This window comes from Chryseobacterium sp. Marseille-Q3244 (genome assembly GCF_940807095.1).
Lineage (GTDB): Bacteria > Bacteroidota > Bacteroidia > Flavobacteriales > Weeksellaceae > Chryseobacterium.
This window is the reverse complement of record NZ_CALNWX010000001.1, coordinates 507,501-530,172: the sequence shown is the minus strand read 5'-3', so window position 1 is coordinate 530,172 and position 22,672 is coordinate 507,501. Positions and strand designations below refer to the sequence as shown.

20 protein-coding genes, 2 tRNA genes and 2 rRNA genes (1 of these 24 running past the window's edge) are annotated in these 22,672 nt (G+C 35.5%); 7 read left to right on the top strand and 17 right to left on the bottom strand.

Features of this window, described 5'->3' with window-relative positions:
• The 12 genes from NBX25_RS02465 to NBX25_RS02410 all read right to left on the bottom strand — a co-directional run bounded on the left by NBX25_RS02465 (position 1) and on the right by NBX25_RS02410 (position 13,083).
• Positions 1-552, bottom strand: a complete 552-nt coding sequence (locus tag NBX25_RS02465) for an LptE family protein (RefSeq protein ID WP_123909671.1) — start codon at positions 550-552, stop codon at positions 1-3.
• Positions 542-1,249, bottom strand: a complete 708-nt coding sequence (locus NBX25_RS02460) for a hypothetical protein (protein ID WP_123909670.1) — start codon at positions 1,247-1,249, stop codon at positions 542-544. The genes NBX25_RS02465 and NBX25_RS02460 overlap by 11 nt, the downstream gene beginning before the upstream one ends.
• Before the next feature lie 17 nt (positions 1,250-1,266).
• Complete coding sequence (locus tag NBX25_RS02455) at positions 1,267-2,553, bottom strand: sigma-54 interaction domain-containing protein (RefSeq protein ID WP_123909669.1); 1,287 nt, start codon at positions 2,551-2,553, stop codon at positions 1,267-1,269.
• A 30-nt stretch (positions 2,554-2,583) separates the two neighbouring features.
• Positions 2,584-3,381, bottom strand: coding sequence for a tetratricopeptide repeat protein (locus tag NBX25_RS02450; RefSeq protein ID WP_123858254.1), 798 nt, complete (start codon positions 3,379-3,381; stop codon positions 2,584-2,586).
• Positions 3,353-3,868, bottom strand: a complete 516-nt coding sequence (locus NBX25_RS02445) for a hypothetical protein (protein ID WP_250252686.1) — start codon at positions 3,866-3,868, stop codon at positions 3,353-3,355. The genes NBX25_RS02450 and NBX25_RS02445 overlap by 29 nt, the downstream gene beginning before the upstream one ends.
• A gap of 9 nt (positions 3,869-3,877) precedes the next feature.
• Positions 3,878-5,314: a tRNA (N6-isopentenyl adenosine(37)-C2)-methylthiotransferase MiaB gene (miaB, locus tag NBX25_RS02440; protein WP_250252685.1), complete on the bottom strand. Its 1,437-nt coding sequence runs from the start codon at positions 5,312-5,314 to the stop codon at positions 3,878-3,880.
• A gap of 170 nt (positions 5,315-5,484) precedes the next feature.
• Positions 5,485-5,898 carry an energy transducer TonB gene (locus NBX25_RS02435; RefSeq protein WP_123909666.1) on the bottom strand — a complete coding sequence of 138 codons (414 nt, stop codon included), beginning with the start codon at positions 5,896-5,898 and terminating at the stop codon, positions 5,485-5,487.
• Between the two features lie 122 nt (positions 5,899-6,020).
• Complete coding sequence (locus NBX25_RS02430) at positions 6,021-6,500, bottom strand: energy transducer TonB (protein WP_123909665.1); 480 nt, start codon at positions 6,498-6,500, stop codon at positions 6,021-6,023.
• A gap of 132 nt (positions 6,501-6,632) precedes the next feature.
• Positions 6,633-8,366, bottom strand: coding sequence for a thiamine pyrophosphate-dependent enzyme (locus NBX25_RS02425; protein WP_250252684.1), 1,734 nt, complete (start codon positions 8,364-8,366; stop codon positions 6,633-6,635).
• Between the two features lie 362 nt (positions 8,367-8,728).
• Complete coding sequence (gene lysA, locus NBX25_RS02420; RefSeq protein WP_185145557.1) at positions 8,729-9,931, bottom strand: diaminopimelate decarboxylase; 1,203 nt, start codon at positions 9,929-9,931, stop codon at positions 8,729-8,731.
• A gap of 259 nt (positions 9,932-10,190) precedes the next feature.
• Positions 10,191-11,414, bottom strand: coding sequence for a 3'-5' exonuclease (locus tag NBX25_RS02415; RefSeq protein ID WP_123909663.1), 1,224 nt, complete (start codon positions 11,412-11,414; stop codon positions 10,191-10,193).
• 142 nt (positions 11,415-11,556) lie between these two features.
• Positions 11,557-13,083 (bottom strand): helicase HerA-like domain-containing protein, encoded by a 1,527-nt coding sequence (locus tag NBX25_RS02410; RefSeq protein ID WP_123909662.1) that lies wholly within the window; start codon positions 13,081-13,083, stop codon positions 11,557-11,559.
• Between the two features lie 355 nt (positions 13,084-13,438).
• Between NBX25_RS02410 and NBX25_RS02405 the strand changes: the two genes are divergently transcribed.
• Genes NBX25_RS02405 through NBX25_RS02395 form a run of 3 tightly spaced genes read left to right on the top strand, consistent with a single transcriptional unit; the run spans position 13,439 to position 15,542 of the window.
• On the top strand, positions 13,439-14,848 hold the full coding sequence (locus NBX25_RS02405) for an MBL fold metallo-hydrolase (protein ID WP_250252683.1): 1,410 nt from the start codon (positions 13,439-13,441) through the stop codon (positions 14,846-14,848).
• 4 nt (positions 14,849-14,852) lie between these two features.
• Positions 14,853-15,227 carry a rhodanese-like domain-containing protein gene (locus NBX25_RS02400; protein WP_250252682.1) on the top strand — a complete coding sequence of 125 codons (375 nt, stop codon included), beginning with the start codon at positions 14,853-14,855 and terminating at the stop codon, positions 15,225-15,227.
• Between the two features lie 15 nt (positions 15,228-15,242).
• On the top strand, positions 15,243-15,542 hold the full coding sequence (locus NBX25_RS02395) for a thioredoxin family protein (protein WP_065396340.1): 300 nt from the start codon (positions 15,243-15,245) through the stop codon (positions 15,540-15,542).
• A gap of 46 nt (positions 15,543-15,588) precedes the next feature.
• On the opposite strand, the gene NBX25_RS02390 is transcribed toward NBX25_RS02395, so the two are convergent.
• Positions 15,589-16,338: a nitrilase-related carbon-nitrogen hydrolase gene (locus NBX25_RS02390; protein ID WP_250252681.1), complete on the bottom strand. Its 750-nt coding sequence runs from the start codon at positions 16,336-16,338 to the stop codon at positions 15,589-15,591.
• A gap of 185 nt (positions 16,339-16,523) precedes the next feature.
• Here NBX25_RS02390 and NBX25_RS02385 point away from each other — a divergent pair, with 185 nt between their 5' ends.
• From NBX25_RS02385 to NBX25_RS02375, 3 genes are all read left to right on the top strand, one after another.
• On the top strand, positions 16,524-16,964 hold the full coding sequence (locus NBX25_RS02385) for a DUF6646 family protein (RefSeq protein ID WP_250252680.1): 441 nt from the start codon (positions 16,524-16,526) through the stop codon (positions 16,962-16,964).
• A gap of 106 nt (positions 16,965-17,070) precedes the next feature.
• The gene (gene rseP, locus NBX25_RS02380; RefSeq protein WP_250252679.1) at positions 17,071-18,552 is read left to right on the top strand and encodes an RIP metalloprotease RseP; all 1,482 of its coding nucleotides are present in this window, start codon (positions 17,071-17,073) and stop codon (positions 18,550-18,552) included.
• 80 nt (positions 18,553-18,632) lie between these two features.
• Positions 18,633-18,706, top strand: a tRNA-Asn gene (locus NBX25_RS02375).
• 50 nt (positions 18,707-18,756) lie between these two features.
• Here NBX25_RS02375 and NBX25_RS02370 read toward each other — a convergent pair.
• Positions 18,757-19,965 (bottom strand): beta propeller repeat protein, encoded by a 1,209-nt coding sequence (locus NBX25_RS02370; RefSeq protein ID WP_250252678.1) that lies wholly within the window; start codon positions 19,963-19,965, stop codon positions 18,757-18,759.
• Positions 19,962-20,660, bottom strand: coding sequence for a class I SAM-dependent methyltransferase (locus NBX25_RS02365; RefSeq protein WP_250252677.1), 699 nt, complete (start codon positions 20,658-20,660; stop codon positions 19,962-19,964). Before NBX25_RS02365 ends, NBX25_RS02370 begins: the two co-directional genes overlap by 4 nt.
• Positions 20,661-21,316: 656 nt before the next feature.
• Here NBX25_RS02365 and NBX25_RS02360 point away from each other — a divergent pair.
• A tRNA-Asn gene (locus NBX25_RS02360) sits at positions 21,317-21,390 on the top strand.
• A 769-nt stretch (positions 21,391-22,159) separates the two neighbouring features.
• Here NBX25_RS02360 and rrf read toward each other — a convergent pair.
• A 5S ribosomal RNA gene (gene rrf / locus NBX25_RS02355) occupies positions 22,160-22,267 on the bottom strand.
• A gap of 145 nt (positions 22,268-22,412) precedes the next feature.
• Positions 22,413-22,672 (bottom strand): 23S ribosomal RNA (locus NBX25_RS02350) (it continues 2,500 nt past the right edge of the window).

Below are 22,672 nucleotides of genomic sequence, written 5' to 3'. Positions count from 1 at the left end.
TTACCAATTCGCTACAATATCGTTAAATATCTTATTAATAATTCTTTCTGTCACAATCTTCACTTGAGAGTTTTCGATCTCACTTTGTGATAAGCTACTGTTAAAAGCAGCTTCATCACTATAGGTTCTGTCAAAACTGGAATCCGGGTGTACTTTATTTTCGTAATGCACCTTCACAGTAATTGTAAGCTTATTCTGAGCCTGTTGTACTACACCACCGGAAGGGTTGGTCTGCGTATTGGAACTGATGGTGGTAGGCGTAATCGCATAATCTGTAATTTCTCCTTCTATCAGGATATCAGGATTTGATTTTGTTCCTTTCAGAGTGGTTCTCTGTAAAAACCTGTTCTGAATATCTGTTGAGAACTGTTGTGACAATGTCGGATTTACAAGAGATGCATTGTTCGGAAACTCATTGATCTGAACCGTTTTTTCATCTGTAAGAGAAGATCCGGTAAAACTGTAACATGAATTCAACATTCCCAGCAAAGCAAAGAATACCATCATTAATAATGGCTGTTTCAGACTGATATTTTTAATTTTAAAATTCATTTTTAGATCCAATTTCAATGATTTCGTCATGTTCAATTTGTTGAATAGCGTCTTCATAAGCAAAATAATTAGCAGTATATACGAAAGGAAGGGTAAGAAATATCCCGATCCCACACGCAAGAACTCCGATTTGAGCTAAAAGGCCTACCACGAATGAGAAAAGAAGAATTGCTATAAGGTTTCCCTGAGTCATTACTCTTGAAATATTCCATGCTGTTTTTAAGTCTTTAATTCCTTTCAGGCTGATCAATGGAACAATGTAGAACGCTTTCAAAGCAAAATAGTAGATGGCTACTATGATAAAAACTACATAAGGAATTACAAATATCATGGCAAGCGGACCAGCATCATTCCCATTATTAGATAATGCTCCTGTTAAAGCCAATACAATAATCAGTGGAATGTAAATAATGAAAACTCCTCCAAAAATAATTAACTGTAGAATAAGGTAGGGCATAAAATCCTTAAAATCAAAAATATCCCCAGGGCTTGCAGGCTGATTTCTATTGATTTTTTGAAGATATTTATACATATTACCCATTGCTAACAACCCACAAAAAGGAATAATCGACATAATCATGCATACTAAAAATGCGATAAAAATGTTCCCGAAGTCTTTCTTTAAAAGTTCGAAACCTTTGTTAATATATTCTCCGAATTTAAAATTGACCGGCTTAGGCATTAAATTTACATTCATACTTATTTTGTGCTTTACTAATCTTCCAGATTATACTGTTTTATTTTTCTATATAAGGTTCTCTGTGAAATTCCAAGCTCATCAGCAGCTCTGTTTCTTCTTCCTTTATGTTTTTCCAGGGCTTTTATAATCAAATCCTTTTCGTTATTCTGAAGAGAAAGTGATTCTGGTCTGTTTTCTTCTATTTCAATATCCTCAATATCTTCATAGCTGTCATCCGGACTTGAAATGATTGTAGGGGTTTGTACCGCCGGCGCATCGTTATTCTCAAAATACAGTAAAGAACCGGAATTTACCTGTGGCTGAGCTTCAGGAGTATAAATTCTGTTGATGAGACTTTTTTCATGATTGCTCAGATCTGCTGTTCCTCTGTTCTTTATCAATTCCGAAGTTAAGGATTTTAAATCATTAATATCGCTCCTCATATCGAATAGAATCTTATACATGATTTCCCTTTCGCTTCCAAAATCATTCGATTTCGGTGTACTCTGATTGTTTACCACCATTGGGAGATGGGTTTCCATCGGAATATATTCTGCAAGCTTTTCTGCCGTGATATTTCTGTTTCTTTCCACAACGGTCATCTGTTCTACAAGATTCCTCAATTGACGGACGTTACCCGGAAAAGAATAATTTTCTACATAATGAACAGCACTTGGCTCCAGTTCCAGTTCCGGCATTCTGTATTTTTCTGCAAAATCTATGGCAAATTTTCTGAACAACAAATGAATATCTCCCTTTCTTTCTCTTAAAGGAGGCATATCAATCTGAACGGTATTCAAACGATAGTACAAATCCTCGCGGAATCTTCCGTCATGAATAGCCTTCATCATGTTTACATTGGTAGCTGCCACGATTCTTACATTGGTCTTTTGTACCTGCGAAGATCCCACTTTCATAAACTCACCGCTTTCCAGCACTCTTAAAAGACGAACCTGTGTCTGTAACGGAAGTTCTCCTACCTCATCTAAAAAGATTGTTCCTCCGTCTGCTACTTCAAAATACCCTTTTCTGGTGGCAGTAGCTCCTGTAAATGCTCCTTTTTCATGCCCGAATAACTCTGAGTCTATGGTTCCTTCAGGAATAGCTCCACAGTTGACTACGATATAAGGCTGATGTTTTCTTCTGGATTCTGAATGAATGATCTTCGGAATAAATTCTTTCCCTACTCCACTTTCTCCAATCACAAGGACGGAGATATCTGTAGGGGCAACCTGTATCGATTTTTCCAATGCTCTGTTAAGTGCCGGAAAGTTCCCGATAATTCCGAAGCGGTTTTTTATGTTTTGTAGCTCGTTGCTCATAAGTAAATTTTTGATTATTGATTTAATGTTCTACAGCTCTTCAATCTGCTGTCTGTAAACTTTGTTAAAATGATGGGTATAGACATCTTTCATTGTCTTGCCTTCATCATACGTTTTTAAGGCTAACATTTTTAAATCCAAATAATCCTTGTTTCTGATCTTAGAAACTTTACTTTTAAAGTATATATTCTCGGCAAAGTTGTACTCTTTGCTTTGTTTTTCAAAATTTTCCAGGGCTTTATCATATCTGCCCAGTTCAAAATAGGTAACGCCAAGCTGGTAATGGTCAAACATTCCCTTTACATACCCTCTTGTAGCCAGAAGCTTTTCGATAATGCCGGCCGCTTTTTCTTTCTTCCCTAAACCACTGTAGGACATAGCTTTCACCACATCCAAATGATAATCTCCATTTAAAGATCTTCCAAGATCTTCAGGATAATATTGACGGAACTCTTCTAAGTCCTGAATTGCCCCTTTATAATCCCCTAAAAATTGAAATTTACACCAGCCTCTGTAACCAAGGTGCATTTTAGGATTTAAGGCAACGGCTTTATCAATCAGGATTTTCCAGGTTGAAAAATCTCCGTTTTTAAGATAAGGTACCGCTTTCTCCATATAAGCATTGGAGAAATCCGGACAAAGTTCAATAGCTTTATCAAAACCTTCCTGAGACTCGCGGAAACCTTGTAACTCTGAAGCTTTGTTGTAAAGTTCACACGCTTTTTTACAGTCCTCACCCTCTATTGCATTACAGTTGACCTGTGCAATAGTATTGGTGTACACGATAAGTAACAAAAAGCTAAGGTAATACCTCTGAAACTTTTCCATCTTCAATTTTATAGGTTAAATACTGATAGTAATCTACTTTTAAACCTTCTATCTCTTTCGGCATCCAGCCACTTAATGATTTTGTGAACTTCAACAGCCTATTTTCCAGTTCTTCATCCAAAGCAATATCTTTCAACTCTGAATTCATATGCTTTAGTCTGAACAATCCTGTTTTTCCTTCACAATTTACTAAAAATCTAACGGTAATATAATCATTGATCTTCTTTTCTGAATATATATTTTCTTTTTTAAGTTTTTCGACGATAGCATTTTTTTCTCCCTTATAATCGAACTTTTGCGGTCCGTGATAATATTGAAAACTGAAAGGCTTGTCTTTTCCTGCTCCACATTTCTTAAAACCTGCTTCATCTAACTTGCTGTCAAAAGCTATATCACCCACGGTATCCGGATATTTGCTCCTATTTTTCTCTGCCTGACAAGAAAACAGAACAAAAGAAAATAGAGTAAAAAGGTAAACCGCTTTCAAAACTTAAATTTATTCTGTGATTTTCCCTAAAAGTGTGCCTTGGGTATTATCATGTACAAATACGTCCACAATGTCACCTATTTTCTGCCCCTCAAGCTTATCGAAGACACAAACTGCGTTTTGAGAGTTTCTTCCTTTCCATTGATTTTCATTCTTTCTGGAAGTTCCTTCGATCAGAATCTGGTGAACTCTTCCCACATACGACTGCATTCTCATTCTGGAAAGCTCACCCTGAAGTGCAATTACCTCAGCAAGACGTCTCTGCTTCACATCAGCCGGGATATTATCTTCCATTTTCTTGTGAGCAGGTGTTCCCGGTCTTTCCGAATAAGCGAACATATATCCATAGTCATATTCCACTTCTTTCATCAGACTTAACGTATCCTGGTGGTCTTCTTCGGATTCGCTGCAAAATCCAACGATCATATCCTGGGAGAAGGCAACTTCAGGAACAATTTCCTTAGCTTTTCTGATGAGTTCAAGATATTCTTCACGGGTATGTTGTCTGTTCATTGCTTCAAGCATATTGTTGCTTCCACTCTGCACAGGAAGGTGAACATATTTACAGATGTTATTATGTTTCGCCATCATTCTGAATACATCCAGGCTCATATCCTGAGGATTTGATGTGGAGAATCTGATTCTCATTTCCGGAACTGCCTTGGCAACCAAATCTAATAACTGAGCGAAATTAACCGCAGTTGCTTTCTGCATTTCGGATGCTTTGGCAAAATCTTTTTTAGGACCGCCTCCATACCATAGGTAAGAATCTACATTCTGTCCTAAAAGCGTAATTTCTTTATAACCACTATTCGCAAGGCCTTTACATTCCTCAATAATGGAATGGGGATCACGGCTTCTTTCTCTTCCTCTGGTAAATGGTACTACACAGAATGTACACATGTTATCACAACCTCTCGTAATGGTAACAAAAGCAGTAACTCCATTTCCGCCTAAACGAACAGGGTTGATATCTGCATAGGTTTCTTCTTTGGAAAGAATTACGTTGATGGCATCTCTACCATCGTCAGTTTCCTTTAGTAAGTTGGGTAAGTCTCTATAGGCGTCTGGTCCTACCACAAGGTCTACCAATTGTTCTTCTTCTAAGAACTTGGTTTTCAACCTTTCTGCCATACATCCCAGAACCCCTACCGTCATGTTTGGTTTTTCTCTCTTAAGATTTTTGAATTGGGAAAGACGCATTCTTACTGTCTGTTCCGCCTTTTCACGGATAGAACATGTATTTAACAGGATCAGATCGGCTTCTTCCACTTTCATCGTTGTATTATATCCTTGTTCATTAAGAATGGAGGCAACAATTTCGGAATCAGAGAAGTTCATCTGACAACCATAGCTTTCTAAAAACAGTTTTTTAGAATTTTCAGGTCTTTCGGCAATCGCAAATGCTTCTCCCTGTTTTGTTTCGTCTATATATTTTTCCTGCACGATAATCAATTTAAGGTTCGGGATTAAAACACGGGAAACCTTTCCGTGAATTTTAATCTACGAACAGATGAGTCTGCAAAGATACAAAATATTGTGACAGAATGGCAGGAGGATTATTATGATATGTTAAACTCATGAAAAGAGTAATTTTCCTCTACTTAAAATGAGTATTAATCTCCGTGGTCAAAATGATCTGATGTAAAATTAATTTTAATGATTTTTTTAGAAACGACCGGCTGACCATCTTTCATTGCAGGTTTCCATTTCTTTTTTACTTTTTTAATAGCAAACTGCATGTCATCTATAAACATCTCGCTATTTTTCACTTTAGGTAAGACATCAAGATTTTCGACTTTCCCACTTGTATTCACATCAAAGACAAAAACAAACATTCCGTTTACTGCATATTTTTTCAAATCAATATAGGAATGGATCATTTGTAAGAATTCTTTGGTAAAAGCGTCATCGCCACCCGGAAACGCTGCATTTTGAGAATTCATAACGGTTTCTGCCGGATTTTTTGATCCTTGTGAATATCCTATAAATCCAAAGAACAGGAACAGGATTAAAATGTATTTTTTCATGGTTATTATTGGTTCTTCAGTACAATCAATTTCCAGTCAACCCCAATATTCAGGTCGACGCAATAAAAAAAAGAAAAAGTAAATAAGAAAATGGTTAGTAGTTTTTCATTCATGCCTTTGGATTACATATCTACTGATAAGGATGAGAAGTTCATTTTCACTTTCATCTCAGATTTTACCGGTTGTCCATTACAGGTAGCTGGCTTCCAGGTTTTTTTGATCCTTCTTACGACATATTGCATATCATCAAAGAAAGCTTCACTGTGTAAAACTTTTGGAGCTCCTACAGCATCTATTACTTTTCCCGTTTCATTGATTATCAGAGTAAATGTAAAGTCTCCACTCAGCGTATAGAAATCTGCATTCAGGTATGTATACATGTATTTGCTCAAAATATCTCTATATGCCGAAGCTCCACCTTCAAATGCTGCCGGTTTAAAATCAGTACATTTTGCTGCAACCTGTAAAAAAGGTTCCTTAATGTCTATTTTAAAAAGGTTTTTATTATTTTCTACAATAAAGGAATCATCTCTATCTTCAAGCTCTTGTGCAAAAGCAAAGTTTGCAAAACATAAGGCAAAAAATAAAAGTATCGTTTTCATAGCTTGATCTTTTCATTAAATTAATAAACAAAGGTAAATATTTAAGAGTCTTACCAAAAAGAAAACTTCACACAATGTATGAAGTTTTCAATTTTTTTCACTTCATCTTTATAAAGATATCTAAAACTGCCTCTATAACAAGCCTTTAATATGCTTATAATTACTTTTTACCGTTTCGAGTACTTCATCCATTTTTCCCCCCAGCATCAGCTGAGCCATAGATTTGGTCATCCCGAGAACCTGATCCAGTTCAATCTTAGGAGGAAGAGCCAGCGCATTAGGGTTGGTAAAAATATTAAGGAGATAAGGTCCGTTATAATCCAGACATTCTTTAATCGCACTTTCTACCTCTTCGGGTTGATGAACATTTTTTCCAGGATATCCCATAGCCTGGGCAACTAATGCAAAATCAGGATTAATCATATCGGTTTCGTTATCCAGCATTCCGCCCACTTCCATTTCTAATTTTACCATTCCCAACGTCCTGTTATTAAAAACAATCAATTTTACGGGAAGCTTATATTGGAAAATGGTTGCCATATCTCCCAACAGCATAGATAAACCACCATCCCCACACATGGCAATAACCTGCTTATCCGGATGGGCAAGAGACGCTCCAATAGCCATTGGCATTGCATTGGCCATTGATCCGTGGTTAAAAGATCCCAACATTTTTCGTTCTCCGGTTCCTGTAATAAATCTTGCTCCCCAAACACAGCACATTCCTGTATCTACAGTGAAAATTGCATCTTTTTTAGCCAAACGGTCCAACGTATGGGCAACATACTCCGGCTGAATAGCATTTTCTTTCCCGTAATCCTTTACATATTCCAGCTGATTTTCCTTTACTTTATCGTAAAATGCCAATTGCTCATTGAGAAAGTCAACATCTGTTTTCTCATTCAGCATGGGAAGCAATGCCATAATCGATTGTTTTACATCTCCAGTAAGACCTAATTCAAGCTTTGCCCTTCTTCCCAGCCTTTCCGGACTTTCATCGATCTGAACTATTTTATTTTTTACCGGCATAAACTTTTGGTAAGGAAAGTCAGTTCCCAGAAGAATTACAACATCTGCTTCGTGCATGGCATGATAAGCGGAAGGAAATCCTAACAAACCTGTAAGACCAATCTCATTAGAATTATTAGGCTGAATCGCCATCTTTCCCCGGAATGAATATCCTACAGGAGCCTTTAGTAAGTGAGATAATTTGATAACCTCAGCACTCGCTTCAGCAGCTCCAATCCCGCAGTAAAGGGTTATCTTTTTATTTTCATTAATCAGCGTTGCCAGATTTTTCAACTCATCATCTGATGGTCTTATTACAGGATTGGTTTTAAAGATTTGAGTAGAAGTCGTTGTTTCCTGTGCATCCAGTTCTGAAACATCACCCGGAAGGCCGATGACCGCTACTCCTTTTTTAGAAATCGCATGTTGGATAGCCGTTTGAACTGTTCGTTGTACCTGCTCAGGACGGGTAATCATTTGATTATAATAACTGCAATCGTCAAATAATTTTATTGTGTTTGTCTCCTGAAAGTAATCCATTCCCATTTCATCACTGGGAATTGTAGATGCAATCACCAGCATCGGAACATGCGATCTGTGTGCCTCATATACTCCATTAATCAGGTGAACGTGTCCAGGACCGCAGCTTCCTGCACACACTGCAAGACCATCAAGTTCAGCTTCGGCAGCAGCAGCATAAGCTCCTACTTCTTCATGTCGTACATGAATCCACTGGATGCTGCTTTTCTTCACCGCAACATTTAGGTGATTGAGGCTGTCACCTGTCACTGCATAAATTCTTTTCACATTAGCGTTTTCGAGCATTTCTACAATTTGCTCTGCTATATTTTTAGCCATAAATAATAGATTTGGTAGTTCTTTTTATTATAATAACTAGGATAAAAGTACCCTAATCCTATCAAATTTAGCCAATTAATTGGAGTTTTCGAGACGTTTAACTATTAAAAAAATGGTAAATTTTTCATCAAACTCTAATTCAGTTGTTTTTATTTTAACGTAGTGCCCGCTAAGGTTTTGGATTGTATAATAACTTTTAGTCCGCAAAGGCGTTTCACTCAGCTATCTTAAATAAGTCCTTTACTGACGTTCTACCAGACTTACGGTTCATTTTTTTACCACATTGGTTAAACTTTGCCACTCCAGCATAAAACAAAACGGCCATCCTAAAGGATAGCCGTTCGTATATTATTTTCTATTGATTAGATAACCACTTCAATCTGGTTTCTCAATAAGTCTTCGAATTCGTCTCTTTTACGGATCAGATGAGCTTTTCCATCAAGGAACAGAACTTCAGCAGGCTTTAATCTTGAATTGAAATTTGAACTCATCTCAAAACCATACGCGCCGGCGTTGTGGAACGCAAGGATGTCACCTTCTCTTACTTCGTGTAGTTTTCTGTCCCATGCAAAGGTATCCGTTTCACAGATGTTCCCTACTACGGTATAAATTCTTTCCGCTCCTTTTGGATTAGATAAGTTTTCAATAGCGTGGTAAGAATCATAAAACATAGGGCGGATCAGGTGATTAAACCCTGAGTTCACTCCTACGAAAACAGTAGCAGTAGTTTGTTTGATTACATTCGCTTTCACTAAAAGGTAACCACTTTTTCCTACTAAGAATTTCCCTGGTTCAAACCAAAGCTCGAATTTTCTACCTGTTGTTTTTGAAAACTCTCCTAAAACTTTTTCTACTTTTCTGCCTAATGTTTTAACGTCAGTTTCTTCTTCGCTGTCCTGGTAAGGGATTTTGAAACCACTTCCCATGTCCAGATATTTCAGGTTAGGGAAATGTTCAGAAAGTTCAAGCATGATATCCAGCGCCTGAAGGAATACCTCAGGATCTTTAATCTCACTTCCTGTATGCATGTGAAGACCTTCAACATTAAGGTTGGTACTTTTCATCACTCTTTCAATGTGACGAAGCTGATGAATGGAGATTCCGAACTTACTGTCGATATGCCCTGTTGAGATTTTATAGTTCCCTCCGGCAAAGATATGCGGGTTGATTCTAACAAAAATAGGGTAAGAATTTCCGTATTTATTCCCAAATTGCTCAAGAATAGAAATGTTATCAATATTAATATGAACTCCGAAAGACATTGCTTCCTCTATTTCAGCTAAGTCAACACAATTGGGAGTAAACAATATTTTTTCTTTTGGAAATCCTGCCTTTAATCCTAATTTGACTTCGTTAATAGATACGCAATCTAAAGATGCACCCAGCTTCTTGACATACTTAAGGATATTGATATTGGTCAACGCCTTCGCTGCATAGAAGAACTTAGTATGTTTTAAAAAAGAAGATGTAAGTTTTTCGTATTGAACTTTGATGGATTCTGCATCATACACATACACCGGGGTGCCAAACTCATTGGCGATCTTTAATAATTCTTGTGAATTCATAATTTCATTTTAACATAAAAAAAGGCAGATTCTTTGAAAAAGAGCCTGCCACATTGATTATTTTTTATGCAAGACAAGTCTTTTAAATATTCCAAACCTTAGAGAACTTAATAGCTCCCTTTTTTCCAGTTTTTATTTGTTTAAGAATTTGCATTGCTTCTATTTATTTTTTGCAAAAATACTATTTATTTTTTATTCTGAGAAAATTGATTTAAAAGTATCTTCTTTCTAATCAAAATTTAAGGCCTAAATTTCTGTATTATTTAGGTAGCGGTAAAGTCTCAAAATCACCGCGCAGAAGTGCCAACTGCAGTTCATTATTCAAATCCGTTGAAGACAGCTGAAGATCAATTTTTAATTTGGCAAGTTTACTGAGCGTTTGTATCTGTGTAAACAGCTCATAAAAACCAAAGGATATTACTTTTCCGTTTTCAATAATTAAAAATAATTTCTCGCCTAATTTTCTTCCGGTGCCCAGCCAAAGCTCATTCCTTTTTCTGAATTCTATCTTCTGTTTTAACACATTTACATCATTGTATTCTTCCTGAGCACCAATAAACTGAACGGCTTTTGCACCTTGAGTAAATGATCTGAATTTCAAGATTGCCTTTTCTGTTTTATTGAGAGTATTTTTTTCAACAACATATTTGTTGTTTCTGAAATAAAGTCCGAATGGCAGAACCTCTTTTTTCTTAACCTTTTTAGAGTTCAGGATTAATTTCGCGATAATATCCGTTCCGGTAAGTTCAAAATTAATCTGTTCAACGTCCTTTTGAACCTGTTCCCATTTCTTGGATTTGGAATTGAATACTTTTTTTGAAAATTTATTGATATCCTGCACATAATCGGAAAAAATAATTTTTCCTGCTTCATCCTGAAAATAAACGAACCCTTTTTCGTTGGGAAGATCCTGTGTCAATTGCTTAATCTTATTGATATAGGTTTTGGCATTGGTTTCTTCGTGCTGTTTTTGGATTATCTCGTTTTCGGTATCTTTGGATATTAAAAGTTTAAACAGTTCCAGCGTAGCTCTGGCATCTCCGTCTGCTCTGTGATGATTAGTCAAAGGAATCCCTAATGATTTTACCAATTTACCTAATGAATAGCTTACTTCATCAGGAATCAGTTTTTTAGCTAAAGGAATAGTATCTAAAGTATTGATTTTAAAATCATAACCCAATCTTTTAAACGATTGGCGAAGCATTCTGTAATCGAAATCAATATTATGTCCTACCAGGGTTGTATTTTGGGTAATTTCAATCACTCTTTTAGCTATTTCATGGAACTTCGGGGCCGTTTTCACCATCTTAGGAGTGATACTGGTAAGCTTCTGAACAAAAGGAGTAATATCTCCTTCCGGATTGACAAGGGATATAAACTGATCTGTAATTTTCTGTCCATCATACCTGTAGATGGCGATATCTATAATGCATTCATTTCTATAACCTGCACCATTACTTTCTATGTCTATAATTGAATACATTGATTTTCCCGTTAACTGCTGTGTTTATTATTTAAAATTTCAATTCTTTACCCCGATATCATTTTCCTATCAGTAAAGATAACCTGCTAAAATAACAAAAAATATATCAAAATATAGCAGGTTACTCTATATTAGGTTCGGATTATCTTTTTCTGCCTCCAAGACCAAACATTCCGAGAATAGCTTTTGCACCTTCCCGCATTAATGTATTGGTAAAAGTTCTTCCTGCCTGGCTTTGCAATACCTGCTCAAACATTCCCGGTTCTTCTTTTACCGGTCTTGTTCTCTGATTGGTTGTTGGATTTTGGGCTGCTTGCTCCATTCTGTTGGTTAGCATTTCATAAGCAGATTCTCTATCGATTGCTTGCTCATATTTGGCTACCATGGCTGAGCCGGACGTTAATTCTGTAATCTCCGCCTCACTCAAAACATCCATTCTTGATTCTGGAGAAATAAGATAGGTATGAACCAGTGGTGTTGGAATTCCTTTTTCATCCAAAGCTGTTACAAATGCTTCCCCAATTCCTAAATTCTGAATAAGATTGGAGGCATTATAATATTCTGTCGTTGGATAATTCTCAACAGCCTTGGAAATTTCCTTTTTATCTTTTGCTGTAAAACCTCTCAAAGCATGTTGTATTTTTAACCCTAATTGAGACAAAACACTCTCAGGTACATCACCAGGAATCTGGGTAATAAAATAAATACCCACTCCTTTTGAACGGATAAGCTTTACCATCGTTTCAATCTGTGAAAGAAGAGTTTTTGAGGCTTCATCAAAAAGTAAATGTGCTTCATCTATGAACAACACTAATTTTGGCTTACCACTATCTCCTTCTTCAGGAAAAGTCATATAAATTTCTGCAAAAAGAGAAAGCATAAAGGTAGAAAATAGTTGTGGCTTATTCTGAATATCTGATACTCTTAAAATATTCACAACTCCTTTTCCATCTCTGGTTTGTAATAAGTCCTGAACATCAAAGCTTAATTCACCAAAGAAATCTCCCGCACCCTGTTGCTCTAGAGCTACAATAGATCTTAGAATAGCTCCCAAAGAAGCTGGTGCTATCGATCCGTAATTAGCGGCAAGCTCAGCTTTCCCTTGTGCATTATCTGTCACATACTGAAGTACTTTCTTTAAATCTTTAAGATCAATCAGAGGAAGTCCTTTATCATCACAATATTTAAAGACAATAGACATGATACTTTGCTGGGTATCATTAAGTTCAAGAATTTTACTTAATAAAACAGGGCCGAATTCTGTTACAGTAGCTCTCAATTTTATTCCTTTTCCTCCTGAAATACTCATCAATTCTACCGGAAAACCCTGTGGAGTATAAGGAAGCTGAGTTTTCGCATACCTCTCTTCAATGATAGAATTCATCTGCCCGGCTTCTGCAATTCCGGAAAAGTCACCTTTGATATCCAAAACCAATGATGGAATTCCCTGATGAGAAAGCTGTTCTGCAAATACCTGTAATGTTTTAGTCTTTCCTGTTCCCGTTGCTCCTGCAATAAGACCGTGACGGTTGATTGTTTTTAAAGGAATAGTTACATTCACTTCCGGAACGACTTCTCCGTCCAGCATTCCTTTCCCTAATATGATGTGATCTCCCTTTGGAGTGTATCTAGCATTTAATTCTTCAATAAATTGTGCTTTGTCTGCCATTTGATTGCTTTTTTAACTTATAAATATAAAGGTTTTTGTAAAATATTTTGTGATATTTCCCCTCTAACTTTCATTAGTAACCTAGGGGAACAACTTTTCCCTGTTTAAGCAAATTTCAAACCATGGTTTCTGGGATTGAAAAAACAACCCTGATAAAGAATTGCCATTCAATAGAGACATGATAAAAAACAGCATTTCTATCTTAACATTATGTAAGGCATTCTTTTTGCTGAAAAAAACAAAAGAACTTAAACAATCGTTTAACAAGTATTGAAAGAAACTATCAATTGAATTTAACATTTGATTTAGAATTTATCTAATACTTTGTATCTTTAACTATTAAAAAAATACCCCAATGAAAATTGAACAAATATATACGGGCTGTCTGGCTCAGGGTGCCTATTATATTGTATCAGAAAATGAAGCTGTCATTATTGATCCTTTAAGAGAGGTAACACCTTATCTGGATCGTCTGGAAAAAGACAATGTCACTTTAAAATATATTTTTGAAACTCATTTCCATGCTGATTTTGTTTCAGGACACTTAGATTTAAGCAAAAAAACCGGAGCTCCAATTGTATACGGACCTACGGCTGCTCCTGAATTTGAAGCGATTATCGCAGAAGACAATCAAATTTTTGAGCTTGGAAAAGTAAAAATAAAGGTACTTCACACTCCTGGACATACGATGGAGAGTACCACTTATCTTTTAATTGATGAAAATGGCAAAGAAACCGCCATCTTCACGGGAGATACTCTGTTCTTAGGAGATGTAGGAAGACCGGATCTTGCTCAGAAGGCTACTAACCTTACTCAGGAAGATCTTGCAGGGATTCTTTATGACAGTCTCCAGAACAAAATTATGCCTTTGGATGACAGCATCACTGTTTATCCCGCTCACGGAGCCGGTTCAGCATGCGGAAAAAATATGCAGAAGGAGACCGTAGATATTTTAGGCAACCAAAAAAGAACGAATTATGCACTTAATCAGCCAGACAAGGCCTCTTTCATTAGAGAAGTACTTGATGGGCTGACTGCACCTCCAAAATATTTCGGAATGAATGTAGCCATGAACAAAGGTGGCTATGAGAGCCTGGATACAGTAATGGATAAAGGACTAAACCCTGTTTCTCCGGAAGATTTCGAAGCAATGGCAGAAGAAACCGGAGCTTTAATTCTTGATACCAGAGGAGCCGCAGATTTCCATAAAGGTTTTGTTCCGAATGCTATCAATATCGGATTAAAAGGAGATTTTGCCCCTTGGGTAGGAACTTTAATCGTAGATGTTAAGCATCCATTATTATTGATAACTGACGAAGGAACTGAAGAAGAAATTATTATCAGACTAAGCCGTGTAGGTTTTGACAATGTGGTAGGTTATCTAGAAGGAGGTTTTGAAGCCTGGAAAAACGCAGGTAAAGAAATTGATGAAGTAAAAAGAATCTCTCCAACTGAATTTGCAGAGCAGTTTACAGCAGATGCAAAAGTAATTGACGTGAGAAAACTAACAGAATATTCTGCTGAACATATTGACAATGCTTATAACAGACCTTTGGATACCATCAGTGACTGGGCACGCAATCTTGATGATTCTGAACATTTCTTCCTACACTGTGCAGGAGGATACAGAAGCATGATTGCCGCAAGCATTCTTAATTCACACGGAATCAGAAACTTTACTGAAATAGAAGGTGGTTTTAACGGGATTAAAAAAACAGAAAAACTTCCGACAACAGACTTTGTCTGTCAATCCAAAACATCATAACATCATGAAAGTTAATTTTTTTGGAATTTCTTTACTTTCTATTCTAGCGTTAAGTAGCTGTAAAACAAATCATTTCACAGAAGCTCCCAAGACTAACATTAAGGAAGTGGTGACCAGTTCAGATGTAACATTGGTAGACGTAAGAATTCCTGAGCAATATGCTGCTGGAACGGCAAAGAATGCTATCAATATTCCATTGGCAGAAATTCAGAACAATATAGAAACTCTGAAGGGTAAAAAAGTAGTTGTTTTCTGTAATAAAGGAATACAAGCAGATCAGGCAATGGAAATTTTAAAGAAAAACGGAGTAGAAGCTTATGATGGAACGAGCTGGAAAAATGTAAAAGGTATCCAGGACGAAGTTGATAAAAATAAATAAAAAGAAACTTAAACTATGTCACAAAAATTTCAGGAAATCATCAATTCCGAAAGACCGGTACTTATTGACTTTTTTGCCACCTGGTGCCAACCTTGTAAGGTTCAGTCTTCGGTTTTAAATACTGTAAAAGAAAATATAGGCGAAGGAGCCAGAATCATTAAAGTTGATGTGGACCAATACCCTGCTTTGGCAGCACAATATGGAGTAAGAGGAGTTCCTACTTTAGCTGTCTTCAAAAATGGAGAACTTCTATGGAAGGAAAGTGGAGTGCATGATGTAAATACATTAACAAACCTCCTGCAACAATATATTTAAGACTAAAAATAAGGCTGAGTTTAAATTAACTCAGTCTTATTTTTTATCAATCCATTGAAAAATGATCACGATCATTTAAAAACTGGAAATGATTTCTGAAATCTTTCAATTCGTTCATATCCAGCTCTGCCGATACTATATTTCCATTTTTATTCGAAATTTCTCTTCCATCAGCAAAGAAACAATGAGAACTTTCCTGATAAGACAGATTATTTCCATCCGTTCCTATTCTGTTTAGGCCAAATACAAAAGAAAGATTTTCAATGGCTCTTGCTTTTAAAAGATGCTCCCAAGCTCCTACTCTTTTTTCAGGCCAGTTCGCAACGTATAAAATAGCATCATAATCATCATTATTCCTTGCAAACACAGGGAAGCGAAGATCATAACAGACCTGAAGCAAAAACCGTATTCCTTTATACTCTACAATGACTCTGTCTCTTCCTGAAGTATATACTTTATCTTCTCCTGAAAAAGAGAACAAATGTCTTTTATCATAAAAAGTAATTTCACCGTTCGGTTGTACAAAATACATTCTGTTATAAAATTTACCCTCTTCTTCTACCGCAGCGCTTCCGCAGAATGCTGCATTTTTTTCTTTTGAGATCTTTTTCAAAAACTCCAGAGACTCTTTATTTTTGTCAGAAACTTCAGCTGCATCCATACAAAATCCTGTTGAAAACATTTCAGGAAGCAGAAACAGATCTGCATCAAGATTTTGAAGTTCGTTCTCTATTATGGTAAAATTTTCAGCTTTATTTTTCCAGATGATATCCAAGTTCAGTCCTACAATCTTCATCTTTTTATTTTTAGTTATGACGATATATAATGTATAAAAATACACCTTTTATGTTTAATAAAGAAAAGTGATTTATAATTCTTAATATTTATTAAAGTCTGCTATTTTTATAATATTCAGGGTCTTTCGGTTTCATTTTTGATGCAGGTAATTTTTATTAATATCATTAAAAAAATATAAAATTTATGAAGAAATTGGTTTTTATGGTGATGATGTTCTTTTTTGGAATCACGGCGAATGCTCAAGCATGGACAGGAAAAGGAGATCAAAAGGTTCAACTGGGTCTAAGTGCCTGGGGATACGGAACCGGGATAACGGGAACTTATGATTATGGGTTGAATAAGCTTATATCTGTGGGTGCCGGGCTTAACGGTTACTTCAGTAATTATAAGAACAACGATAAAAACAATCGGGTGTTTGTTTTCGGAAGACTGAACTTCCACCTGCAAGAAGCCTTAAACCTCCCGCCAAAGTTGGATATATATCCGGGTGTTGACGTAGGAGTTGTTGGAAAAGATTTTGGAATAGGGGCTCATATTGGTGCCCGCTACTTCTTTACAGAAAGAATTGGAGTATTTGCAGAGGTGGGTAATAACGGAAGTCTTGGCGTTTCATTCAATTTATAATCAAATAGTCCTGAAATATGACAAAGCTTCTCGTTTAGAGAGGCTTTTTTATTTGGCATAGTTTTGATAATTGTTACCTTTGCAAATTAAAATCTAAAATTTATTAATGGAAATAGCAATCAAACTCTTCCAGTTCATTCTGAGTATCTCTATACTTGTAGTTCTTCATGAGCTTGGGCACTTCTTACCGGCAAAATGGTTCAAGACCAGAGCAGAGAAATTCTTCCTGTTTTTTGATCCTTACTTCTCCATATTCTCTATGAAGAAAGTCAACGGAAAATGGAAGTATAAATTCTTCTCTCAGAATCTACCCGATACTGAAGTGATAGAGGTAAACGGGAAAAAGGAAGAAGTTCCTATCGATATATCAAAACTTTCTGACGACGATTGGAGAAAATATCCGGAACAAACCAAATACGGTATCGGATGGCTTCCTTTCGGTGGTTATGTAAAAATTGCCGGAATGGTAGATGAAAGTATGGATACAGCCCAAATGAAAAAACCGGCTGAATCTTGGGAATTCAGATCTAAACCGGCCTGGCAGAGACTAATTATCATGTTAGGAGGTGTTACAGTAAACTTCTTCCTGGCTTGGATCATATTCTCAGCTTTAGTTGGAAAAAATGGAGAAACAATTTTTGACGCAGATAAAATCAATACGCCCCTTCACTATACGGCAGCAGCCAAGAAAATGGGCTTCCAGGATGGAGATAAAATCTTGAAAGTTGATGGAAAAGTTCAGAAAGACTTCAAAAAACTGGCATTAGACGTTTTATTAAGTGATGAAATCACAGTTTCCAGAAATGGAAAAGAGGTTACTTTTCCTACCAGCGATGATGGAAAAGTAATGGCATTTCATGATCCGGAACCAAGATCATTCTTAACTCCAAGAATGGCTCCTATTATTGATACCATTGTAACCCAATCTACAATTGATGCAGGATTAAAGCTAGGTGATAAAATTGTTGCCATCAACGGGAAACCTGTTTCTTATTATGATGAAGTAAAGCCTTTGGTAGTTCCTAATGCAGGAAAAGTGGTAGACTTCCAGGTGTCAAGAAATAATCAGATTGAAGACCTTAAAATCCCAGTATCTAAAGAGGGAACCATTGGTGTTCTTTCTTTCAAAGAAGCTGAGAAATTTATGGTTCATAATGAATATAGTTTCTTTGGTTCTATAAAAAGAGGATTTACCCTTACAATTGAGAGTTTAACATATCAGATTAAACAGTTTAAATTAATCTTCAACAAAAAAATCCAAGGGTATAAAAAAGTAGGTGGTCCACTTGCTATTGTAAAGAATATGCCGGTAAGTAAAGATGCACAAGGAGGTGTTTCTATTGACTGGACAGCATTCTGGGGCTTTACAGCAATGTTCTCAGTATGGTTGGCATTCCTTAACCTTATTCCTATTCCGGGACTTGATGGTGGACATGTTATATTTACACTATATGAGATGATCGTAGGAAAACCGGTTCCACAAAAAGTATTGGAAAATGCTCAGATGGTGGGAGTTATCTTCCTATTAGGATTAATGGCTCTGATCTTTGGAAGCGATATTATTAAAGCCATTACAGGAACACTATAATTTTTTGAAAATTTTTCTTAAAAATATTTGCAGGGTATAAATATTCGTCCTATATTTGCACCACTTAAAACAAAGGACATTCCTCCTTAGCTCAGTTGGTTAGAGCATCTGACTGTTAATCAGAGGGTCGCTGGTTCGAGCCCAGCAGGAGGAGCAAAAAAGACTTACAGAAATGTAAGTCTTTTTTTATTTGTAATCATGTATCTAATGAGAAATGATATACGTTTTCTGTTCATTATAGATCAGATCTTCTGCTAAAATATAAAAATCGTTTCCGATTGCATTGCTGATTATACTTATTTTTATTAGAGAGCCATCATATTCAAGAAATTTATACCAAGACCTACCACAATCTTCCGAATACATAAGCAGGCTCCTATTGGGGCTTAAATGATTATATAGACTTGCCCAAATAATCCCATTTTCCAAATAAAGCATTCTGAATATTACAGATCTTCTATACGGATCCGGAATCATTACATAATCAAATGTTTTAAGATCGGTTGTGGATACCATAAAATTTGTTCCATGATAGTAATCGGTACCCAATACTATATTTTCTTTGGTCTCGGCTATGCTGGTATAGCCCCCTTTTTGAATATGAAATCTATTCCGTTTAAACCATCCGGACTTTTCATCCCTGCTTTGTAATGAATAATTATCGGATTTGTTTGTCCAAATCCCTTTTTTATCATCGCCTTCCGTAAGAATCAAACATTTTAATTGATTAACCCATTGTAGTATATGAATGTGTTTATTGATGTGTTTTTCTAAAAAGTCATTTTTTTCCCACGTCTCTCCTTCATCATTTGATACATACACATAACCAACAAAAGTCCATTTACCCTTTTTTTCAACATTTCCATATTCTCCAATTAATATATTATTATCAGTTTCTGTTATCGTTTCAAATAAGAATCTACTCTCATCTGAAGAAAAATCCAGGACCTTTTTAAATGTCAATCCCAAATCATTCGATTTAAATACCATACCACCACTACAAATGAAAGTATTTTCCCTTTTATCTATAAAAATACCCTCGATCTTAGTTCCAAAATCAAAACATTCCGTAGTAACTCCATGATGGTCTTGAAAGAATAGTTTTGAAGGCTCCGCTATTCCGGATCCAAAAATTCCAATATTTCCTTTAGCAAACACTAGACTTAAATCTACTGAACTTTCGCGAAGCTTTACATGTGAGATTTTCTTAAGACTATCTAATCCACACTCAATCATTAAATCTGGAAAGGCATTATTAAATTGAAGCAGTTTTATATTTTTTTTTAAAAACCGCCAAGAAAACTCCCAAATTATAAACGATAAAAATTCCTCCGTTTTATTAGCTCTTACTACATTATAAGCGAACGGGATAATATTTCTTATATTGACTTTCGAATACTTCTGTGTTATCATTTTTTACCAATAATTAAAACTAACCAGGAAATATGTTTTATAAAATTAAAATTCATCAGAATTTTATCAATCTTTTTTAAGATTGGCTTCACAATTTTAAATCCTGATATATAAAGTAAAGGACCAAAGACATGATAAGTTTTAACCCTGATTAAGTTAAAAAACTTTTTCATTTCTTTAATTTCTTTTAAGGTTAAATGATTCCATGGATATGATTGATAATCAAATTTTCTCAATTTCAGATAAGCTCTACCAACTCTTGTAATGGGATTATTTTTTAGATTTTCAAGAAAAATGACACATCCTCCCTTCTTTAAAACTCTGAGGCACTCCCTAAAAAAAGTATCATGATCTATATACTGTACAACACTGCTTGAAAAAATTACATCAAATGAATTATCGGCAAAAGGCAGTACATCTGTATAATTATAATTCAAAAAGTTAACATTTGAATATTTTGCTTTTGCTTCAGTTATTCTTTCAATGTCTGAATCTATTCCAGTAACCTCAAATCCCGCCTGATAAAAGACATCTGAAAGGTCTCCGAATCCACATCCAAAGTCTAAAACATTAGTGTAAGTATCCCTATTTTCATCTAAGAAATTTGAAATTTCATCAACAAAAGGAGTTATATAATAGAGTTTGTATTCATCATGAATAAGTTCATAAAATTTCTCCTTGAATGAAGATCTCATAAGTAATACAAGTTTAGTGTTATAACCAAATATAACAAAAATAGTATATTCTGTGAACAAAAATAAAATTCTACTTATTATTAGAAAGGAAAAGGATAAGCAAGAAATTATATGGAAGTAATAGTATTTTGGTATTCGGGAATGATTAAGCTTATAAATAACAGAATACGAAAAAATTACAACTTACATCAGAAACATTTTTTGTTGCCTTTTATTTACAAAGTTTTTACCTATCCATAAATGAGGTGAAAAAAATTAGAACTTACCCCCTCAATCATAAGGAAAATTGACGAATTGAGTCTATTATAGTCCAATTTCAGAGATAAGAACAAATGATTTGGATACCATTAGCAGACAAAGAATAAAGCCACTTCAAATTCTATTATTTCGGATATTTAAAAAAGATCTTGGCACTGCAAGATCTGTTAAAAGTGATCCTGTATAGATCATTTTATAGCTGAAATATCTTATCTTGTTTCAAAAGATAGAGTCTTTAAACCCATTTTTAGTGTTTGTCTTTTAAATTATATTTATTTTATGCAATTTTAATTTACTGAGAAATAAAACAATAGCAATTTTTGTTAAATATTAAGTTATAAAAACTTGCTTGGTACGGATATTCCTATTATATTTGCACCACTTAAAACAAAGGACATTCCTCCTTAGCTCAGTTGGTTAGAGCATCTGACTGTTAATCAGAGGGTCGCTGGTTCGAGCCCAGCAGGAGGAGCAAAAAGACTTACATTTCTGTAAGTCTTTTTTTATTTCTATATAATTCTATACATTAAATTGGAGACGATGATTCTATGATTATCTAAGCCAAGGTCAATAATTGGTTGATTCAATCTAATTTTATTCTTAAGAGCAATAAAACCTTCTTCCTTTTCATTATCTACATCATTAATTGCTTTGACTTTTTTCAGATCTAAATGTAATTCATTACAAGCTTTCCTTCATGGCTTGAAATAAGCCTCATTTTTATCACAATTACTTCTATTTAATATAAACCTATACTACAAATAATTTTAGGGGGAAAAAGACGTCAATTTGTAATAGATGAAAGTCAGATAATGAATGATGAGTATTAGTATGATACTTCAGTTTATCCGTAACCTTCTCCCTTTGTCATTCTGCAGGGATTCAAAAGAGCATTATCCATTATTATTATACTACTATGTTTACTATTGAAAATAAAAGTATTATAACTCTTTTTACGTTATGGGTAAAACTCCTTACAGGATGGCAATAGAGGGTATAATTAGATTTGTAATGATAACAAGGAAAAGATCTAGGATAAATTCAGAATAAATAAAGGTAAAGACTTAGATAAATAATCATGATGGGTATTGAGAACAATCCTGATTACTCATTACTCATTACTCATTACTCATTACTCATTACTTATTACTCATTACTTATCGATTCTTGTTTTGCTGTGGAGTATAGAGCAAAAAAAAGTCTCATACAATTATGTATGAGACTTTTAAAAATAAAATAAAAACTGGCGGCGGCCTACTCTCCCGCGTTAGCAGTACCATCGGCGCTGGTGGGCTTAACTTCTGTGTTCGGAATGGGAACAGGTGAGCCCCACCGCTAAAACCACCCTAAAGGTTGTATATAAGATGTCAGATGCAAGACATCAGATGTCAGACGAATTTGTCTGATATCTGAGATCTAATCTCTGATATCTGTTTTAAGCGATAAAAACTTTCACAAAGAGCTAACCTTGCTGCACTTTCGTGCGCCATATCAGGCTATAAATCTACGGGTAATTAGTACTACTCGGCTATGACATTACTGTCTTTACACCTATAGCCTATCAACGTGGTCATCTCCCACGACCCTTAAAAGATGTCTCATCTTGAGGCGAGTTTCGCACTTATATGCTTTCAGTGCTTATCTCTTCCAAACGTAGCTACTCAGCAGTGCACCTGGCGGTACAACTGATACACCAGAGGTTTGTTCAATTCGGTCCTCTCGTACTAGAATCAAGCCCTCTCAAACATCTAACG

Excerpts from the sequence above, each read along its gene's own strand:
- NBX25_RS02365 (WP_250252677.1), bottom strand. The coding sequence starts at position 20,660 with ATGAGATCTTCATTCAAGGAGAAATTTTATGAACTTATTCATGATGAA.
- NBX25_RS02465 (WP_123909671.1), bottom strand. The coding sequence starts at position 552 with ATGAATTTTAAAATTAAAAATATCAGTCTGAAACAGCCATTATTAATG.
- NBX25_RS02450 (WP_123858254.1), bottom strand. The coding sequence starts at position 3,381 with ATGGAAAAGTTTCAGAGGTATTACCTTAGCTTTTTGTTACTTATCGTG.
- NBX25_RS02385 (WP_250252680.1), top strand. The coding sequence starts at position 16,524 with ATGAAGAAATTGGTTTTTATGGTGATGATGTTCTTTTTTGGAATCACG.
- NBX25_RS02395 (WP_065396340.1), top strand. The coding sequence starts at position 15,243 with ATGTCACAAAAATTTCAGGAAATCATCAATTCCGAAAGACCGGTACTT.
- NBX25_RS02390 (WP_250252681.1), bottom strand. The coding sequence starts at position 16,338 with ATGAAGATTGTAGGACTGAACTTGGATATCATCTGGAAAAATAAAGCT.
- NBX25_RS02425 (WP_250252684.1), bottom strand. The coding sequence starts at position 8,366 with ATGGCTAAAAATATAGCAGAGCAAATTGTAGAAATGCTCGAAAACGCT.
- NBX25_RS02460 (WP_123909670.1), bottom strand. The coding sequence starts at position 1,249 with ATGAATGTAAATTTAATGCCTAAGCCGGTCAATTTTAAATTCGGAGAA.
- NBX25_RS02400 (WP_250252682.1), top strand. The coding sequence starts at position 14,853 with ATGAAAGTTAATTTTTTTGGAATTTCTTTACTTTCTATTCTAGCGTTA.
- NBX25_RS02415 (WP_123909663.1), bottom strand. The coding sequence starts at position 11,414 with ATGTATTCAATTATAGACATAGAAAGTAATGGTGCAGGTTATAGAAAT.
- NBX25_RS02430 (WP_123909665.1), bottom strand. The coding sequence starts at position 6,500 with ATGAAAACGATACTTTTATTTTTTGCCTTATGTTTTGCAAACTTTGCT.
- NBX25_RS02370 (WP_250252678.1), bottom strand. The coding sequence starts at position 19,965 with ATGATAACACAGAAGTATTCGAAAGTCAATATAAGAAATATTATCCCG.
- NBX25_RS02435 (WP_123909666.1), bottom strand. The coding sequence starts at position 5,898 with ATGAAAAAATACATTTTAATCCTGTTCCTGTTCTTTGGATTTATAGGA.
- NBX25_RS02405 (WP_250252683.1), top strand. The coding sequence starts at position 13,439 with ATGAAAATTGAACAAATATATACGGGCTGTCTGGCTCAGGGTGCCTAT.
- lysA (WP_185145557.1), bottom strand. The coding sequence starts at position 9,931 with ATGAATTCACAAGAATTATTAAAGATCGCCAATGAGTTTGGCACCCCG.
- rseP (WP_250252679.1), top strand. The coding sequence starts at position 17,071 with ATGGAAATAGCAATCAAACTCTTCCAGTTCATTCTGAGTATCTCTATA.
- NBX25_RS02410 (WP_123909662.1), bottom strand. The coding sequence starts at position 13,083 with ATGGCAGACAAAGCACAATTTATTGAAGAATTAAATGCTAGATACACT.
- NBX25_RS02455 (WP_123909669.1), bottom strand. The coding sequence starts at position 2,553 with ATGAGCAACGAGCTACAAAACATAAAAAACCGCTTCGGAATTATCGGG.